Here is an 18,362-nt window from a genome sequence, read left to right as displayed (position 1 = left end):
TCGGACGGTTTGTTGCTCCCTTGCGGAGTACGTGGCTGTTTTTCAGGTTCTTTTAGGTCAAACGCGAACGTGGCCGGATGGTAGTTCGGCGGACTCCGTCTCCGCCAGCGGCCATTTGTCGAACTCCCTTCGCCCGCAGCCTCCAAACGCCAATTCATGCGCGCCGGCATGTGTAATTAATCTAGAGGAGCCTACGGCCGTTCGCCGAAAGGGCCCTGAGCCTTGGACAAACAAACGGCGACATCAGACCTGCGAGCGAAGGCCCGCCGTTGTCGCGAGCTGGCGGATGCCGCCAGCGACCCGGAAGTGGCAACCGCACTTCGAGAGGTCGCTGTTGAAATGGAAGCAGCGCTGGACATTTTCGAGAAAAGTTAAAGCAGCGACTCCGTCTCTTAAGCGTGTCAAATCGCCGGTGTTAGTCCCTGCGGCACATGATTTCGTCGGTCGTAGATAGTGTAGGTATTTACCCCGATTTCATATGTGCCTGAGTGAGCAAATCATTCCCCTTCAGACGAAGGGGGGCGTCCATGGCATTTCGTCTATTTCTAGCGTCGACGCTGATCGGCGTTTCTTTGGGGATCGCTGCGGAGGCACAAGCAGCGCCGGTCGCTGCGGGACAGACAAAAGCAGACACCGGAGATGCGGCCGCAAGCGGTTCGTCGTCGAACAGCGCCGCTCAAACGGAGATGTCGCCGCAAGAACAGCAGCAATTGCTGCAGGAAGTGCGCTCTTTGCGAGAGCGGGTTGCGGCGTTGGAGAACAGGGCCACCGCGGTTCAGACCACGCCCCCGATGGCCAGAGAGCATAAGCCCGGCGATCACAACCTCGAGCTTTATGGATTCATCCAGCTCGATGCGATCCAGGACTTCAAGCGCGTCAATCCAAACTGGGACGCCACTTTGCGGCCGTCACGTATTCCTACGGTCGGAGGCCAATTCGGTAGCGACGGACAATCGATATTCAGCGTTCGCCAATCGCGGTTGGGGGCCAAGGCGACCGGAATGCTGGCCGGCAAACCTTACGAGGCGAAGTTCGAATTCGACCTCTTCGGCGTCGGCAAGGATGAAGGCCAGACGACGATACGCATCCGGCACGCATATGTCAGCTGGGGACCGTTACTAGCGGGTCAAACCAACAGCTTGTTCATGGACGGGGACCTGTTCCCGAACACGATCGATTACTGGGGACCGGCGGGCATGGTCTTCCTGCGTAACCCGCAGCTGCGCTGGACCTTCGTAAACCGCAATGGCTGGAAAGCCGCCGTCGCGCTGGAGCACCCGGGCAATGATATCGACACCGGCAACCTCCGCACGATCGATCCCGACCTGGCCTCGAGCATTCAGAATGACGAGAAGGTGCCCGACGCAACCGCCCAGGTCCGATACGAAGGAAAATGGGGCCATGTGCAGCTTTCCGGGATTCTCCGGAGAGTGGGCTATGACAGCGCTGGCACGGACAACAACGAGCCCAAGGGACACAAGACCGGCTGGGGCGTGAACCTCGGCTCTTCGTTCAACGTGTCACTTGCAACCCTGCGGCTCGGGGCTGTCTACGGACGCGGCATCGCCAGCTACATGAACGACGGCGGCATGGACCTCGCGCCAAACGTCGCGGTGATTCCGGTGCCCCCGTCGCTCATCCTCGTGCCAAGCGCCGAGGCCGTGAAGCTGTTCGGCATGACGTCCTACATCGACTTCAACTGGTCCAAGCAGTGGACTTCGTCGATCGGCTACAGCTTCGACAAAGTCGACAACACCAACTTCCAGAACGCCTCGGCATTTCACAAGGGCCAATACGCTTCTGTGAACCTGCTTTGGCACCCAGCCGAGGGCGTGTTCACCGGCGGCGAGTTCCTGTGGGGCAAGCGGACCGACAATGACGGCAACGTCGGTACCGACGCGCGCTTCCAATACAGTGTCCACTGGGACTTCTCGAGCAAGAACATCTGGAGCCTTTTCGACTGACACGATCGGTGTGGAGATTTGTCATGGAAGACCTGAAGCTCACTCGGCGCGGGATCATGGGAGCACTTGTCGCAGGCGCCGCCGCCAGCACAATCGACCTAGGCATTCCCCAAACTGCATTCGCGCAGGGCCGCGGCCAGGCGGGTTGGATGGGGAGCATCAATAGCGCCCTGCAAAGCGCATATAATCAGTACAAGTCGCTGAACGAGGGAAAGAACGCCGACTACATTCCCGCGCTCGCGCAAGTCCCGTCGACGTACTTCGGCATCGCTTTGTGCACGGGCGACGGAAAGGTGTACGAGGCCGGCGACACGAAGCAGCTTTTCTCGATCCAGTCGATCTCCAAAGTTTTCACCGCCGCGCTCGTGATGCAGGAATCAGGCGACCAGAAAATCGAGGATACGGTTGGCGTCGATGCAACCGGCCAGGTTTTCAACTCCATCAACGCTGTCGAGCAGTTCAAAGGCAAGGAGATGAACCCGTTCGTCAATCCGGGCGCGATCGCCACGGTTGGTAATGTGAAGGGATCGTCGCCCGACGAGGTGTGGGCCAAAATCCTCAAGATTCACTCGGATTTCGCAGGGCGCCAGCTCGACGTCAACCAGCCGGTCTACAAATCCGAAAGCGACACCAACCAGCGTAACCGCGCAATCAGCTCGCTGATGTCCGCTTACGAGCGGTTCCCGATGGACCCGGCTGTCGCCGTGGATCTTTACACTCGACAGTGCTCGATCAACGTGTCGGCACACGATCTTGCCGTGATGGGCGCGACGCTCGCATTCGGCGGCCGCAATCCGGTCACGGGCAAGCAAGTCATCGATTCCAGCCACGTCCCTGGACTTCTCGCCATCATGTCGACGGCAGGCATGTACGACGACAGTGGCAAGTGGCTGTTCCATACAGGTCTGCCGACGAAGAGTGGTGTCGGAGGCGGACTAGTCGGTGTTTCCCCGGGCAAATTCGGCATTGGCACCTTTGCTCCACCGCTTGACGCCGCCGGCAACAGCGTTCGCGGTCAACGCGCGATTACGGACATCGTGCGTCAACTGGGCGCTAACCCCTATGCGCAATTCCGCTGATCGCTGGTCGTGGGGCGGATTGCGTACCTCGCTGCGTTCGGCGTCTGCGTTCTGGTGTCCCCTGCCGGATCTGCAGGCGCCGCGCGTGGCGAGAGCTACCTATTTGACGACGCTCATTTCCATCTGACGAACTATGTGCAGAAAGGGCTCACCGCCCGAGAATATGTGAGGATGATGGCCTCGACCGTGAAGCGGTCGACTCTTTTCGGAATCCCGCTGCAGCAGACCTGGTCCTACTTCAATTCGGGTAACGTCGCGCCGACCTATTACCTGCAGACCGACGCACCCCTTTATTACTACTCCTTTACGGATGCGATGATCGCGCACGAGTATCTCTCGTTGCCGCCGCAGGACCGCGCGCGGCTCGATCCGATGATCACCGGTTTCAACCCGACCGACATGTACGCCGTGGACCACATCCGCCGGGTGCTTGAAATGTATCCCGGGGTGTTCAGCGGCATTGGCGAATTCAGCATCCACAAGGAATTCGTGTCGGGAAAGGTTGCGGGCGATACGGCGACTCTTTTCAATCCTGCCCTCGACCGCATCTTCGACTTCGCCGGCGAAGTCGGGATGCCGGTCATCTTCCACTGCGATATCGATGTTCCCTTCACGAAGCGCACCGGACCTCCGCTTTTCTATGACCAGATGCGCGACGTACTCGCGCGCCACCCGAAAACGACAATCATCTGGGCGCATACCGGCCTTGGTCGAGTGGTCATGCCGATGCCTGCGTCAGCAAGCACGGGACAAACCGACGAAAGGCCGCCAGCGCATGTCGAACTGATCGAAAACATCTTGTCCGATCCGCGATTCAACAACGTCTATTTCGACATCAGCTGGGACGAACTGGCGAAATATGCGGTGGTGAACCCCGACGTGATCGCGCGCGTCGCAGCCATGTTCGACAAGTTCCCCGACCGGTTCCTGTTCGGTACGGACAATGTCGCGCCGCCGAACATCGACGCAAACGTTCGCGTGTTCCGCATGTGGGATCCGATATTCGCGAAAGTCAGGCCAGCTACGAAGCAGGCGATCCTGTTCGGCAATTACGAACGCATTTTCGATGGGGCGCGCGCACGCGTGCGTGGGTGGGAGCGTGCGCATGTGCAGCATTAAGCAACTGCTCCTCGCGTCGGTGTCATGCGCGCTTGTGCTGGCGGCGCCGGCGCGCGCGCAGGATGCTGGAAACTTGCCAATGCCCGACCAACAAAAAGGCGAGGCTGCCGACCAAGCGAAACAGTCCGACGCGAATCTCTCGCCGGCCGATCAGCTCAAACTTCTGCAGTTACAACGTCGCGACATGCAGAACCGAATGAGCGACTTCGACGCGAGGATTCAGGCGCTCGAATCGAAGCTTGGAGTGCCGCATTCTGAGCCCGCCTCCACTGCCACAACTAGCGTACAAGTGACTCCGCCTTTGCGCCCGCTAACGCCTGAGCAGCAGCAAGCTGCAGCGGAGCCTGCGAAGAATCCGGTAGACGCATTCATGAAGCGTCAGGAGCTCGCCGGCACGTTCAAACGCGACACTGGCTGGGTGCTCGTCGATGAGCCCATCGCCACCGAATATCTCGGCCTGATGACCTATGCACGCTACCTCAATCAGAACGCGGTCGACTCAACATACACTGACAGTTTCGGCAGGGTGATCCCGGTCGAAAAGCGCAACGAAGTGCAGCTTTATAAAGTCAGCCTACAATTCAAAGGCTGGTTGTTTACCCCGCGTTTCTCGCATCTCATTTTCGTCTGGACCAACAATGCGAATCAGGGCGAAGGCGGCCAGGTCGCGATCGCGGGCTTCCTCAGATACAAATTTGCCAATTGGTTGTCAGTCAGCGCCGGCATCATGCCGCTGCCGACCACGCGCAGCACGAATTACAGCTTCCCCAAGTGGCTGCGTCACGACAATCGCGTCATGGCCGACGAATTCTACCGCGGCTCATACACCAGCGGAATCGATGCCTTCGGGCAGATTGCGAAGGGACTTAACTATCGGGTCATGGTCGGCAACAACCTGTCGACCCTCGGCGTCAGCTCCAAGGAACTCGACAACAAGTTCAACACCGTGTCCGGCGCCCTCTGGTGGATGCCGACGACCGGCGAGTTTGGCTTGGCTGACGGCTTCGGGGATTACGATTACCACCAGAAAGTCGCGACCTACATCGGCCTCAACGTTTCGCGCAGCACTGAGACCGCGCAAGGGCAGCCGAAAGAGGACGATTTCGAGAACTCTCAGATACGCCTGACAGACGGGACATTGCTCTTCAGTCCCGATCCTTTCGGTACGGGCGGCAAGATTGAGCGAGCCAAGTGGGCGATGGCGAGCATCGACCTTGGCGTGAAATACAAAGGCATGTCGCTTGAAGGTCAGTGGTATTGGCGCAGGGTCAATCACTTCCAAACGATTGGGTTCGTTCCTATCGACCACGTGAAAGACAATGGGTTCGCGCTTCAGCTTTCGGCGATGCCGATCAAGGATTTGGTCCAGACCTACGTGACGGCTTCGAAAATTTGGGGCGCGAATGGCAATCCGACGGAATTTGCGGCCGGCGTCAATGTCTACCCGTTCCGGAGGCGCGAGATGCACGTCAATCTCGAAGCGATAAGAACCGATAGGTCGCCAGTTGGAGGTTTCCACATGCCTGTCGCAGTCGGCGACAAGGGCTGGGTATTCCTGAGCGACTGGGTGTTGATGTTCTAGTGCAGTCGGCTCCGACGCTTGCGCAAACCGTCATTTTCTAGCCCGTCCATGCCGCGGTCCTAGTGAAAGCTGAAGCCACATGAACCTGCTCCCGAAACTCCCTCTGTGGTTGGATGGCATCATCCTCGTCCTCTGTTGTCTCCTGAGCTCCGAGGTTGGCCAATGGCTTCATCGCAAGGTTTCGGCCTGGCGACCCGATAAGCGCGAGGAGCAGGGGCGGCTCGACATGGAAGGCTTCATCATCGGATCCGTGTTCGGGTTATTCGCGTTCATCGTCGGCTTCACATTCACGATTGCGCTCGACCGCTTCGATACGCGACGCGTGATCGTTTCGGAGGAGGCAAATGCCATCGAGACGAGCTTCGATCGCGCCGAGATCCTCGACGACGCACAACGCTTCCCGCTCCAAATCGCTATTCGAAACTACGCGCACACCCGCATCTCGCCCCTGGGTACGTGGGATGCCGAAAAGCAGGCTCAGCTCGAACGCAGCCAACACCTGCGCGAGCAACTATGGAACGTCACGCGAAACAGTGTCCTACCTTATCGCGGCACTGACCTCGGCGTATCCGTCGCGGAAAGTGTCGCAGATGTGCTGAACGTGGGACGGCGCAGGGAGCTCGCTGGAACTGCGCATATTCCTGATCGAGTGATGGACGCGCTGATCCTTTACTTGATCACATCCAGTGCCCTGCTCGGCTATCTCACCGCCTCGCAGCCATATCGGCTTCGCGCGGCTTCATCGCTTCTGTTCGTCCTGATGGCATTGGCAATAGTGCTAATCCTCGATCTTGATCGGCCCCGTGGAGGATCAATTCTCGTTCCGCAGACCGCTCTGGAGAACACAATTGCAGACCTCGACAAGGCGGTCTTGCCGGCACGCCCTGCGCAGCCGCTACGCTAGAGCGCTCATGCTCAAATGTCGGGGAAAACCGCATAGCTTGCTGCACTACGGCTCCGGAATAGCCGAGCTTAATCTAGGGTTTCTCCCGATAGAACCCTCCGCGCACCTCGGTACCCTGTTCGGCTGCAGCGCAGCGGCGCGTGCATCGAGCATGGAGACGGCCAATGACGAGCTTCGGCCCGCGGTATCTCACAATTGTCCTGTCCCTGTTTCTGGTCGCGGGGTGCAAAGGAAGTGAAGCTTCGAAGAACGAAGCGGCGAGCAATAAGGCGGGTTCGCAGGCTGCTTCCGCGACAGCCAAGGATGACGATAAGTCAACCGTCCCTGGAACCGTCGACCCCGACGCAGTAGCCGCACTAGCGCGGATGAGCGCTTATCTGACGTCGCTCAAGACGGCACAGATCAAGTCCAACGGCAGTCTCGATGTCGTCACGCAGGACGGCCAGCGCATCCAAATGGATGGCGTGACCAATTACAAGCTTCGCAAGCCGGCTGGGTTCGTGATCGATTACGACAGCGATCTGAAGAAACGGCGCTTCTATTATGACGGCAAGCAGTTCACGGTCTATGCGCCGTCAACGGGGTTCTACTCAACCGTTCCAGCACCGGCGACCAATAAGGACACGCTGAAGGAAATCTACGAAAAGCGCGGTATCAAACTTCCGCTCGAGGATCTTTTCCGCTGGTCCGATCCTAACGGGAAACGCGACGATGCGTTGAAATCCGCCTACCAGGTCGGAACCGCAACCATCGATGGCGTTCCTACCGATCATTACGCGTTTCGCGAGGCGAATACTGACTGGGAGGTTTGGATCCAGCAGGGCGCGCAACCACTCCCGCGCAAGCTGGTCATCGTCGACCAAACCGACGCGGCTCACCCCACCTACATCGCGAGACTGGATTGGAAAGTGAATCCTGCGCTCGCGGCGAGTGATTTTACCTTCGCTCCGAACGCTGACGCCAAGCGCATCCCGATGGCCACTTACATTGCTTCAGGAGAGTCGAAATGATCACGGCACTTCATCGCTTCGCGACCGCCGCGGCATTCGTTGGCCTGATCGCATTCTCCATCCAAGAAGTTGACGCACGCGGTGGTCGTGGTGGCGGTGGCGGCGGTCGTGGCGGCGGCGGCGGTTTCAGCCGCGGCGGCGGTGGCGGGTTTGGCGGCGGCGGTGGCGGATTCAGCCGCGGTGGCGGCGGCGGCGGCGCACGCTATGGCGGTTCCTCAAGCATCAGCCGTGGCGGCGGATTTGGCGGCGGCGGCTACGGCGGCTCAGGCTTCAGCCGCGGCGGCAGCTATAGCAGGCCTGGCGGTGCAAGTTACAGCCGACCGAGCCAACTTCCAGCGGGTGGCGCTGGACGACCCGGCGGGGCAGGTGGCGTCGGACGACCCGGCGGTGTCGGTGGAGCAGGCGGCGTCGGCGGCGCTGGGCGTCCCGGCGGTGTTGGGGGAGTAGGTGGCGTTGGCGGTGCTGGACGGCCCGGTGGCGTCGGCGGCGTCGGTGGCGTTGGCGGTGCTGGGCGGCCCGGCGGTGTCGGTGGAGCAGGAGGCGTCGGTGGTGCAAGGCCCGGCCAATTGCCCGCCGGGGGCAGGAACAACGTCGGCAGCGGAAATCGTGTCAACAACGGCAACATCAACACCGGCAACATCAACATCGACAACAATTACGGCAATTGGGGCGGTGGCTGGGGCGGGTGGTACGATCACCCGATTGCAGCAGGCGTTGCGATTGGTGCGATCGCTGGCGTGACCGCTGCGGCCTACGGCACGGCTTATTACGGTTTGCCGGGTGGTTGCTCGCCGTACCCATATGCGAGCTACACTTATTACCACTGCGGGTCGGCGTGGTACCAACCGCAATATGAAGGCGATACGGTTGTGTATGTAACTGTGCCGCAGCCGGACGCCGCCGCGCAGTAGAGGCCGTCACGTAAGCATCGCGCCTGGGGTACGAGTGACCGGACGGTCCTGACCGGACGCCTGGCAACTGAGAAGACGATCGCCGTAGCGATCGATCAGTGGAACTGCTGTGCCCGGCTCAAGACCAGGTCGCAGGCCCGGGACTGGAGGTAGCTTGGCGCTTCCTCGATTGAAAAAGCCTTGCCGCCCGCGGGCAGAATACGCCCTTGCTGGCCTGACGAGTAGTCCGGCGAATTCAAAACGCTCCGCTTCGTGGTGAGCGTTTGAAGCACCAGATCGGCACTTGTGCTGCTGACTAGTTGCTTGGACACGCAATATCGCAAGACCCCGGCGGCGTTCGCGGCGGAGATGGAATTTATGTCGGGTAGAGCCGACGGGATCGGTGCGGCGGACATTTGCGCGCGAGCGGGCTGCGCGACGCAAAACGCCGCCGCTAGCGAGCCAGTGATTATACGGGAAATCGTCATAGTCTCTTCCTCTCAAAAGGCAGCTACTTACTCTCCTGGATGGGCGCCATCGGGATGACTCCGGACTTCGGCGACGCGCCGCTAATGCGGCTCAAAGATGTAAACGACACTAGCTCTGCTGTAGGTGTCCAGCTTCTTTCGATCGGCCGGCGGTTGGGTCTCATATTCGGCGACGAATGAAAGGCGGAGCGCGAAGCCGCCGTAGATGTCCGACGTCACAGAGGTGGTCGAAAGATAGGAATCGTCGCCTTTGCCGAGGTCCGCGCTGAGGCTTTCTGCGAACTTCAGCGTGTCGGTTATCTGCCATGCGAAGGTCGTCCGTGCGTGCAGCCCGAACTGACTTTCGGAAGGCGCATCGATGAAGCGGGTGCGGCGGAATCCGGGACCCGCCGTGACGTCCCATTTCAGGCGGTTGCCATTGCTGATCTGGTAGCCTGGGCCGACGAATTGCCCCAACCGCTGCGTGAAGCCGACGAAGCTGTCCCGTTCGTAGCTAAGTCCCCCCGCGACGAACCAGTTAGAACCGACGAAGTTACGGCGCAGCCTGTAGGTTGCAGCCAGCCGATCCGTAACCTTCTGGTGGTCCTCATTCTTCACATCGGCGAGCAAGTCGAGTGAGTTTACCCAACGCTTGCCTTCGCGCCGGATTGTGGCCGTACCGCTAACGCCCCACTCGTTCGTATTGCCGGTCGAATAGAAACCTCCGACAGCAACTTCGCCGCGAAGCCCTTCGATCAGGCCCATCCGCTCGACCTTTTCCTTCTTCTGCTGATCAATCTCCCTGACGAGCTTGTCGATCTCCTCCGTCGCCTCAGGGTGCAGTCGCTTCAGGACATTGACGATGGATTGGCGCTCTTTCGGGTAAGCCTCGCGGATCAGTTCGCGTGCGTCCGGCCCCAACTCAGTGGCGTTTGCGCTAACCGGCATGGCCAGAAGCGTCAGCGTCACAACCGCAATGCAAAGCTCGCCGCTTCTGAGCATTGGCTGCTCCTAGAAATGAGAGATAACCTGACTAGCTGCGGCCGGGAGACCATCGGGGTTACTCCCGATACGCGGAGCAGTCGGCCAGCTCGCCTTCTCTAGAGGGGTCCTGCCTCCGCAACCGCCCCGCTGGCTCATAAGGCCAGCTTATCGTCCTGAATTCGGTTTCGGTTGGCGCACGATATGCCGCCAGGAGTAGCGGACGCGCCGTGATGGGACGGCAGAAGGATACTTTGAATGATCACAACCGATCAATGGCAGGCCGAGCTTGGCGTGCTTGGAACTGGACGCATGGGTTCGCGGCTGGCGGCAATGTTCGCCCGTGCGGGCCGGCGCGTCGTGCTCGGGTCGCGCGATTCTGATCGCGCGTCTGCGATCGTTGAAGAACTTGGAATCCCCACGCTTCGGGCAGGTTGCTATTCCGACGCGCTGGCCGCGCCCGCAGTTCTGCCGGCGGTGTTCGTCAGCGATGGGCTTTTCGATCTGCTCGATCGGCACTGCCGTGCGCTATCGGGCAAGCTGCTGATCGACATCAGCAACCCATTCAACGCCGACTACAGCGATTTCGTGACGCCGTGGGACACCAGCGCCGCCGAACAGCTGCAGCACCGCTTTCCGCAGGCGCGGGTCGTCGGCGCGTTCAAAAATGTATTCTGGGAAGTGTTCGACCATCCCGACTTCGGTGAAACGCTAAGCGACGTTTTGGTCACCGGCGACGATGAAAAAGCAAAGGCGCAGTTCTTCGCGCTGACCGAAGGCACGCCGTTCCGTTACCTAGATGCCGGTCCGCTGATCCACAGCCGAACGGTCGAGCGGCTGACCTTCATCACCAGCAGCCTGGGCCGGCAGCTGAACTCCTATCCGCGAATGAACTGGCGGCTGCTAACCCAGCCGGAGCAGGTCGCGACCTAGCCGGCCATCCTCTTGGCCCCGAGGCCGCGCACCATTTGGTTGGCACGCTCATAGGCGAGCGGACGGCCGAACAGATAACCCTGGATCGTGTCGCAGCCGAGGTCGCGCATGCGCTCAAAGTCCTCGGCGCTCTCGACACCTTCCGCGGTGATCGACATGCGGAAGCTCTTCGCGAGCTGAACGATTGACTGGATGATCGCGACATTCTCCGGCCGCGAGCCGGCTTCGCGAACGAAGCTGCCGTCAATCTTCAGCTTATGGAAGACGGCCTTGTTCAGATAGCCGATCGACGAGTAGCCGGTCCCGAAGTCATCGAGCGCAATGCCGACGCCAAGCTGGCGCAAGCGCTTCAAGACGTCGAGGGTCGAGCCGTTGTCGCCGAGGAACACGCCTTCGGTAACCTCGAGTTCGATCCGGTTGCCCGGAAGCTTGTGACGGGCGAGCGCCTCACTGACGATATTCGGCAATGCCGGGAGGATGATCTGCTTCGGGCTGATGTTCAGCGCGACGGTGATCGGCTCAGGCCAGGTTGCCGCCGAGCGGCATGCCTCGTCGATGACCCAGGCTCCGATGGCACCCATCAGGCCGGTTTCTTCGGCCACGGGAATGAAAACGTTCGGCGGGACGTTTCCGCGCTGCGGGTGGTTCCAGCGGATGAGGGCTTCGAACCCGACCAGCTTCTGCGTCTTGGCGTTGATCAGCGGCTGATAGACGAGGTGGAACTGGTTCGAAGCGATCGCGGAGCGCAGATCGCTTTCGAGGCGGACGCGGTCTTCCTGCTCCGATTGAAGTTCCGACGAGAAATAGCGCGCGACGCCGCGGCCGGCGTCCTTCGCCTGGTACAGAGCAAGGTCGGCCTTTAGGATGAGATCGTCGACCGTGGCGCCGTCGATCGGACCGAAGGCGCAGCCGATGGAAACACCGATGCGGATTTCCATCTGTTCGATGACATAAGGCTCCTTGATGGCCGCGATGATCTTTTCGGCCATTTGCTCGACCATCTTGCGGCTCTGCGCGTCACCGATGACGATCGCAAATTCGTCGCCGCCCATGCGGCCAACGTGGCCGACGTTCCCGAGCTGATCGACCAGCCGCTTGGCGACGGCGCGGAGCACCGCATCGCCCTTCGGGTGGCCGAAGGTGTCGTTGACCGGCTTGAAGCCATCGAGGTCGAGAAACATGATCGCGCAGGGCACATTGGTGACCGTCGCCTGACGCAGCGCCTCGCCCAGAAGCTGGCGCACGCGGCCACGGTTGGGCAGGCCCGAAAGCACGTCAACATTGGCGAGGTGGGTCAGGCGTTCCTGCGTCTGGCGGATTTCGGTGATGTCGGAGCCGACGCCGCGGAAGCCTTCGAAGCGGCCGGCCGTATCGATAATTGGGTCGCCAGCGATGGAGATCCAGCGCGTTCCGCGTGGCGTCGCGAGCTCCATTTCGAGCGCGTTGAACGGCTGTTTGTCGAGCAGCACACGGCCAAGCTCGGCATGGCCGCCGAGAAGCGCGGGCATCGAATAGCCAAGGAGCTGCTGCGCGGGCCGCCCGAGAAGGGCGCTCATGCGCGAGCTGATGTAGGTGACGCGATTCTCCGCGTCGACCTGCCACAGCCAGCCCACGCCGCGCTGCTCGTACTCCTGCAGGAGAAGGCTGGCGCCCTCGCTGCGGCTGCCGACATCGGCGTTGGTCTTGAGCTGGTGAAACGACCAGCGCGCCACGGTAAGGACTCCGAAGCTGGCGACGCCGAGCGTGAACAGGATCGACAGCATGTGCTGGAAGGGCACGCTATGACGCTCAAGGACCAGCACGCCGCCAATACCGACGGTGAAGCACACCATCCAGGAAGTGACGCAAGGCGGAACGACGACGAGACCAAGTGCGGCGATTCCAAGACCTGCCATCACCGACGCTGCAATGACCTGCGTACCCGGGTCCATGGTATGAAACAGAGTGATTGGCAGGCTGAGCCAGACGAGGGCGCGAAACGTGACTTCCGCGACCATCTGCCACATCGGCACACGCTTACCCGAACGACCGACGCACTTGATCGACTGAATCCGTGCGAGGTGCATGGCGCCCACGTTGACGACGCCAACGGCGCCGATCCACGGGAACAGCCACTCCTTGGGTACGACGCCCCACAGGTTGGGAAGCATCATCAAGGCAGCGGCAATATTGGCGATGGCGAAGAAAGGCGCGAGCTGGGCGCGCGAAATGAGCTGCACGTCCCGCAGGGGCGAGCTTTCGTCGTCGGGCGCGCCGGCCGCGAGGCCTGCTGATTCACCGCCCGGAAGCCGGGCCGAAATCAAACGCTTATATCGATCTGGAGCCTCGTACATCCGCCCGCCGTTCCACTACCGGCAATGCTGTTAGCCAAAGAGAGTTGAGGCGCGGTTAAGCTCTGCGATTATTTCGGTGTCGGTTTCCCGACAGTTTGCAGGCCCAATTTGTCGAGATCGCGCCCAACCAGCGGATGATAGAGCGGCCGCGCCTTCGGATAGATTCGCGCGGCGATCGGCCTGCCCCACTGCACGTCCTTGGCCAGCGCCTTGAACAGCGGGCGCACGAATTTGCCGCGACCTTGCGAAGTCAGGAACTGCTCCAGCGAGGGAACCGCTGGATCGTACCGGCTGCCGACGGCCAGATCGAGCCAGGCGAAGCGCACTTCCAAGTTTTGCGTCCCGTTGAGATCGTAGGCAGCCTGAAGCGCGTCCAGCCGCGGCTTGGGAAGCTTACGCGGCAAACGGTTGAGGAAGCGCAGGCGCTCGTCGGTCGTCCAGTTCGCCCAGGCCTGCGGCGCCGTACCACCGCCAGCGAGGGCAGTGGACGCCTTGTCCTGTTCGGCGAAGACGGCGGCCGCCGGCCGAACCAAGTTCGACGGGACGCCCGGCTTGTAGACCCAGTCGTCGAGCATCAGCTTCTGTTCGAGCGCCTTGTCGCCCTTGATCAGGTTCTGGCGGAGGTCGGCGAGGAAAATGGCCGAGGTGACCGGCTGGAATGCGTGGCGATCGAACCAGCCCTTGAGCCAGGCGTCGAATCGTTCGCGCCCGACGTTCGCCTCGATCGTCCGCAGGAACGCAGCGCCCTTTTCATAGGCGATGTCGCTCGTTCCGTCGTCCGCACTGCGGCCTTTGAGGTCGAGGTGGAGACGGGTATCGCCGCCGCCTGGGCCACCATTGCTGGCAACCGCCTTGTCGAGCGCGTCCACGCCAAGCGCCACCTGCTCGTCGGCGACCTTCTTGCCGTACAGTTCCTCGACGATGCGACGCTCGGCGTAGGTCGTCATGCCCTCGTTGAGCCAGAAGTCGTTCCACGTCGCATTGGTCGCGAGATTGCCCGACCAGCTGTGCGCAAGCTCATGCGCGACGAGGCTGACGAGGCTCTTGTCGCCGGCGATGAAGGTCGGCGTCAGGAAGGTCATGTTCGGGTTTTCCATACCGCCGAACGGGAAGGACGGCGGGAGGACGATCACGTCGTAGCGGCCCCAGCGATAGGGCCCGTAAAGCTTCTCCGCGGCCGCCACCATCTTCTCGGTGTCGACGAGTTCGTTCGCAGCGGCATTGATCGTCGCTGGCTCCGCCCAGACGCCAGTGCGATTTCCGAGCGACTTGAAGGCGAGATCACCGGCCGCGATTGCGATCATGTAGGGCGCAACGCTGTGATCCATGCGGAAGTTGAACACGCTTTCGCCGCCCTGGGTGATCGGCTGCTCGATACGCGGCGCGCTCATCACAACGGTCGTGCCCGCGGGAACGTGGATCGCCGCTTCCCAGCTCTGGCGGATGGCCGGGGAATCCTGGGTCGGTATCCAGCTGCGGTTGTTGATCGATTCGCCCTGGCTGAACATGAAGGGCGCCTTCTTCCCGGCGGTCTGCTCTGGGCTGAGCCACAGCAAGGCGCTGGCGTCGGGCGCACTCTTGTAGGTGATCACGATCCGCTTGGTGTCGGGCTTCAGCGCGATGGTCAGCGGAGAGCCGCGGTACTGGTCGTTTGCGCCGACCTTGTAGGGGAGCGGCTGCTTTGAGGCGTCGACAACGCTCTGGATCTCCAGCCCGTTGTCATCGAGAACGATTTCTTTCGCGTCGGCCTTGCGATCGATGTCCAGCGTGGCGGTGCCCCCGAGACGTTTCGTCTCGAAATCCAAGCTGAGATCGAGCGCCACGTGAGTCACCCGCGCCTCTCGCGGCCGCGCGTAGCTGTGCAGGTCCTGCGCGTCAGGCGTCGTAAGGATCGGTGCAACGGTCGCTTCCGCCGTCTTCGGCCCCTCGGAATTGTTGGTATTGTCTGAGACACGGCAAGCACCGAGAGTGAGTGCAGCGAGGAGCGAGACGCGAACCAGCTTCATCATGGACCTTCCGGGCAAAGTTTCGCTGTCCGCTAGAACCAGTTCCGCCCCGTCGGCAAGCCTGACGCTCGCAATGACGGCAGACCGCCTCTATATCGCCCGCGATGGCGACCGACAGCGCGACCTTTGACCGGCGTCAAACGGCGCGACGGCGCTCGCCGCCACCTGACGCGCCCGAAATTTCATCACCGGCGGCGCCGATCGCCCGGGGCATGGGGCTCGACCAGCCTTTTTTCGATGACAAGAACCGCGCCTTCTGGATCCTTCAGACGATCGGATGGAGCGGCTATTTCTTCCTCCGCACGATCTCCGGCTTCGCGGGTGGTCTGGGCTGGATGCTCCTGGTCCATACGCTGCTGCTCACGGCGACCGGCTATTCCCTGACTTTGCTCATGGCCTCGCTGTTCCGGCGGCTGATCAAGGTGAAGCCGGTGTGGACGCTCCTGCTGTCCCTTGCCTGCGTGATCATCGCCTCCGGCACCTTCTCGATCATCGAGACGTGGAGCGTTGCGACGTTCCTGAAGCCGGGATTCAAGCCGGAAGGGATCGCGTATCTAAGCGCCTTGTTCGTCGACTTCGCGCTGCTCGCGGCGTGGACGGCGCTCTACTACGGGATCAATTACTTCCTGCTTCTTGAAGAGCAGATCGACCAGCGCGAGCGCCTCGAGCATGCAGCATCCAGCGCTCAGCTGGCGATGCTTCGTTATCAGCTCAACCCGCATTTCCTGTTCAACACGCTGAACTCGATCTCGACGCTGGTGCTGCTCAAACAGACCGAGCGGGCCAACGCAATGCTCGCGCGCCTGTCGTCATTCCTTCGTTACACGCTTGTTAATGAGCCGACCGCGAAGGTGACGCTGGCCCAGGAAGTGGAAACGCTGAAACTTTATCTTGAGATCGAGAAGATGCGCTTCGAGGACCGCTTGCGGCCGCACTTCAAGATCGAGTCCGAAACGATCGGCGCGCGCCTGCCCTCGCTGCTGCTTCAGCCCCTGATCGAAAACGCCATCAAATATGCTGTGACTCCAAGTGAGGACGGCGCCGACATCTGGCTGACCGCTGCCCGCGAGGGGCAGGCCGTACGCATCGAGGTCGCCGACAATGGCACCAGCGAGGGAACCGATATCGCCGCTAGTCCGTCTACTGGAGTCGGACTGGCGAACATTCGCGACCGACTGTCGCAGGCCTATGGCGCGGCACATCGGTTCGAGACCAGACAGAACGACCGGGGGGGATTCAGCGTTATCATCGAAATTCCATACGAAACCGGAGAGACTGCCTGATGACCATCCGGACCATTTTGGTCGACGACGAGCCCCTCGCGACGCAGGGCCTTCAGCTACGGCTGCAGGCGCATGAAGACGTCGAAGTGGTAGCCACCGCCGCCAACGGCCGCGAGGCGATCCGGCAGATCAAGACCCACAAGCCGGACCTCGTCTTCCTCGACATCCAGATGCCGGGGTTTGACGGTTTCTCCGTTATCCAGGGCCTGATGGACGTCGAGCCGCCCCTGTTCGTCTTCGTCACCGCCTATGGCGAGCATGCGCTCCGCGCGTTCGACGCTCAGGCGGTCGATTATCTGATGAAGCCGGTGGACGAAGACCGCCTTGCTGCGACCATGGACCGCGTTCGGCAGCGCCTCGCCGAGCGGCGCGGCGCCGAGGAAACCGAGCGGCTCAAGGAGGCTCTGGCCGAGCACGCGCCGGAGGCAGCCGAGGAACTGGCCGACGCCGCGCCCGAAGGTCCTGCGGCCAATCGCTACGAGAAGATGATCAACATCAAGGACCAGGGACAGATCTTCCGCGTCGACGTCGATACCATCGAGCGGATCGATGCCGCCGGTGACTACATGTGCATTCAGACCGGCGATAATACGCTCATCCTCCGCGAGACGATGAAGGACCTCGAGAAGCGCCTCGACCCGCGCCGTTTCCAGCGCGTACACCGCTCGACCATCGTCAACTTGGACCTGGTCCGGCAGGTGAAGCCGCACACCAACGGCGAATGCTTCCTGGTGCTGGATTCAGGTGCGCAGGTGAAGGTGTCGCGGAGCTATCGGGACGTGGTCGCCCGCTTCGTTCACTAGGCCTCGACGGGGATTTTCACCGTCACCGTCGTACCGACGCCGACGGTGCTTTTGATCTCAAGCGAGCCGCGGTGGCGTTCGACGATGTGCTTGACGATGGCGAGTCCCAACCCCGTTCCGCCAGACTCTCGGCTGCGGGCAGCGTCGACGCGATAAAAGCGCTCGGTGACGCGCGGCAAATGCTCGCGCGGGATGCCGGCGCCATGATCGGTCACGGCGACTGTCACCCAGCGCCCATGTCGCGCGGTCGAAACTTCGACCTTCGCGTCCGCCCGATCGCAGCCGTAGCGGACCGCGTTGCTGAGCAAATTGTCGAAGACCTGGGTCAGTAGCCCTGGATCGCCGCGAACCATCGGAAGGTCGGGTGCAATTTTGACGGCGAACTCACACTTCCGGCCGTTGCGAACAACCGAAGCGTTGGACACGCAGGTGGCGACGACCTGGCCCAAGTCGACCGTCTCGCTCGGCGCGACAAAGCGATCCGCCTCGATCCGCGACAAGCTCATCAAATCCTCGATGATCCGAAGCATGCGCCCCGCTTCATCGCGTATCGTGCCGCCGAACTTCAGCCGAAGCTCCGAAGGCAGGTCGGATTCGTCTGCGAGTGTTTCCGCATAACCAAGCACAGTCGACAGCGGTGTCCGCAGTTCGTGGCTGGCGTTAGCGACGAAATCGACCCGCATCTTCTCAGCCGAAACGGCGTCGGAGCGGTCGATCATGCGGACTAGAGCCCGGCCGCGACCGAGTTGGCGAATTAGGAGCCGCCACGAACGGCCCGGTTCCGCAATGCCGACAGCGTCGATGGCGCCGCTGTCTCGACCCAGGATCAGCTCCAGCGCTTGCGGGTGGCGAATGGCGAGACGAACGTCCCGGCCCTCGATACCGCGACCGAGCAGCTTCTGCGCCGGAGGATTGGCAAGCCGAACGATGCTGCCCTCCACGACGAGCGCGGGCTCATCGAGGGCATCGACCAAAGCACGGTCATCGGGGCTGCTTTCCGCCATCTTT

At 61.4% G+C, this 18,362-nt stretch carries 16 protein-coding genes; 11 read left to right on the top strand and 5 right to left on the bottom strand.

From position 1 onward, the window contains the following. Positions 1–222 precede the first annotated feature (222 nt). The 8 genes from ABD704_RS09950 to ABD704_RS09915 all read left to right on the top strand — a co-directional run bounded on the left by ABD704_RS09950 (position 223) and on the right by ABD704_RS09915 (position 8,569). Positions 223–375 (top strand): hypothetical protein, encoded by a 153-nt coding sequence (locus ABD704_RS09950; protein ID WP_344699526.1) that lies wholly within the window; start codon positions 223–225, stop codon positions 373–375. Positions 376–527: 152 nt separating this feature from the next. Beyond that, positions 528–1,964 (top strand): DcaP family trimeric outer membrane transporter, encoded by a 1,437-nt coding sequence (locus tag ABD704_RS09945; RefSeq protein ID WP_344699525.1) that lies wholly within the window; start codon positions 528–530, stop codon positions 1,962–1,964. Between the two features lie 23 nt (positions 1,965–1,987). Next, complete coding sequence (gene glsA, locus ABD704_RS09940) at positions 1,988–3,043, top strand: glutaminase A (protein ID WP_344699524.1); 1,056 nt, start codon at positions 1,988–1,990, stop codon at positions 3,041–3,043. Positions 3,044–3,097: 54 nt separating this feature from the next. Next, positions 3,098–4,162 (top strand): amidohydrolase family protein, encoded by a 1,065-nt coding sequence (locus ABD704_RS09935; protein ID WP_344699523.1) that lies wholly within the window; start codon positions 3,098–3,100, stop codon positions 4,160–4,162. 370 nt (positions 4,163–4,532) lie between these two features. Beyond that, positions 4,533–5,744, top strand: coding sequence for a hypothetical protein (locus tag ABD704_RS09930; protein WP_344699522.1), 1,212 nt, complete (start codon positions 4,533–4,535; stop codon positions 5,742–5,744). A 79-nt stretch (positions 5,745–5,823) separates the two neighbouring features. After that, positions 5,824–6,648: a bestrophin-like domain gene (locus tag ABD704_RS09925; protein WP_344699521.1), complete on the top strand. Its 825-nt coding sequence runs from the start codon at positions 5,824–5,826 to the stop codon at positions 6,646–6,648. Between the two features lie 164 nt (positions 6,649–6,812). Beyond that, the gene (locus tag ABD704_RS09920; protein ID WP_344699520.1) at positions 6,813–7,658 is read left to right on the top strand and encodes a DUF2092 domain-containing protein; all 846 of its coding nucleotides are present in this window, start codon (positions 6,813–6,815) and stop codon (positions 7,656–7,658) included. Continuing rightward, entirely contained in the window at positions 7,655–8,569 is a 915-nt protein-coding gene (locus tag ABD704_RS09915) for a hypothetical protein (protein WP_344699519.1), read from the top strand. Before ABD704_RS09920 ends, ABD704_RS09915 begins: the two co-directional genes overlap by 4 nt. 95 nt (positions 8,570–8,664) lie before the next feature. Here ABD704_RS09915 and ABD704_RS09910 read toward each other — a convergent pair whose 3' ends face one another. Both ABD704_RS09910 and ABD704_RS09905 read right to left on the bottom strand, forming a co-directional pair. Further along, positions 8,665–8,964: a DUF2501 domain-containing protein gene (locus ABD704_RS09910; RefSeq protein WP_344699518.1), complete on the bottom strand. Its 300-nt coding sequence runs from the start codon at positions 8,962–8,964 to the stop codon at positions 8,665–8,667. A gap of 153 nt (positions 8,965–9,117) precedes the next feature. Next, on the bottom strand, positions 9,118–10,017 hold the full coding sequence (locus tag ABD704_RS09905; protein ID WP_344699517.1) for a DUF481 domain-containing protein: 900 nt from the start codon (positions 10,015–10,017) through the stop codon (positions 9,118–9,120). 237 nt (positions 10,018–10,254) lie between these two features. Here ABD704_RS09905 and ABD704_RS09900 point away from each other — a divergent pair, with 237 nt between their 5' ends. Next, the gene (locus tag ABD704_RS09900) at positions 10,255–10,929 is read left to right on the top strand and encodes an NADPH-dependent F420 reductase (protein ID WP_344699516.1); all 675 of its coding nucleotides are present in this window, start codon (positions 10,255–10,257) and stop codon (positions 10,927–10,929) included. On the opposite strand, the gene ABD704_RS09895 is transcribed toward ABD704_RS09900, so the two are convergent. Next, positions 10,926–13,262, bottom strand: a complete 2,337-nt coding sequence (locus tag ABD704_RS09895) for a putative bifunctional diguanylate cyclase/phosphodiesterase (RefSeq protein WP_344699515.1) — start codon at positions 13,260–13,262, stop codon at positions 10,926–10,928. The genes ABD704_RS09900 and ABD704_RS09895 overlap by 4 nt on opposite strands. 68 nt (positions 13,263–13,330) lie before the next feature. Beyond that, positions 13,331–15,271, bottom strand: a complete 1,941-nt coding sequence (locus ABD704_RS09890) for a M1 family metallopeptidase (RefSeq protein ID WP_344699514.1) — start codon at positions 15,269–15,271, stop codon at positions 13,331–13,333. A 209-nt stretch (positions 15,272–15,480) separates the two neighbouring features. Between ABD704_RS09890 and ABD704_RS09885 the strand changes: the two genes are divergently transcribed. Together ABD704_RS09885 and ABD704_RS09880 are read left to right on the top strand one after the other, a co-directional pair. Further along, complete coding sequence (locus tag ABD704_RS09885) at positions 15,481–16,551, top strand: sensor histidine kinase (protein ID WP_344700532.1); 1,071 nt, start codon at positions 15,481–15,483, stop codon at positions 16,549–16,551. Then, positions 16,551–17,354: a LytR/AlgR family response regulator transcription factor gene (locus ABD704_RS09880; protein WP_344699513.1), complete on the top strand. Its 804-nt coding sequence runs from the start codon at positions 16,551–16,553 to the stop codon at positions 17,352–17,354. Before ABD704_RS09885 ends, ABD704_RS09880 begins: the two co-directional genes overlap by 1 nt. Here ABD704_RS09880 and ABD704_RS09875 read toward each other — a convergent pair. Beyond that, the gene (locus ABD704_RS09875; RefSeq protein ID WP_344699512.1) at positions 17,351–18,358 is read right to left on the bottom strand and encodes a sensor histidine kinase; all 1,008 of its coding nucleotides are present in this window, start codon (positions 18,356–18,358) and stop codon (positions 17,351–17,353) included. The two genes, ABD704_RS09880 and ABD704_RS09875, sit on opposite strands and share 4 nt — an antisense overlap. Between the last annotated feature and the right edge of the window lie 4 nt (positions 18,359–18,362).

Origin of the sequence: Sphingomonas limnosediminicola, from assembly GCF_039537965.1 — a bacterium.
In the GTDB taxonomy this organism is placed as follows: domain Bacteria; phylum Pseudomonadota; class Alphaproteobacteria; order Sphingomonadales; family Sphingomonadaceae; genus Sphingomicrobium; species Sphingomicrobium limnosediminicola.
The sequence above is the reverse complement of the archived record's forward strand: the minus strand, read 5'-3'. Positions and strand labels throughout refer to the sequence as shown.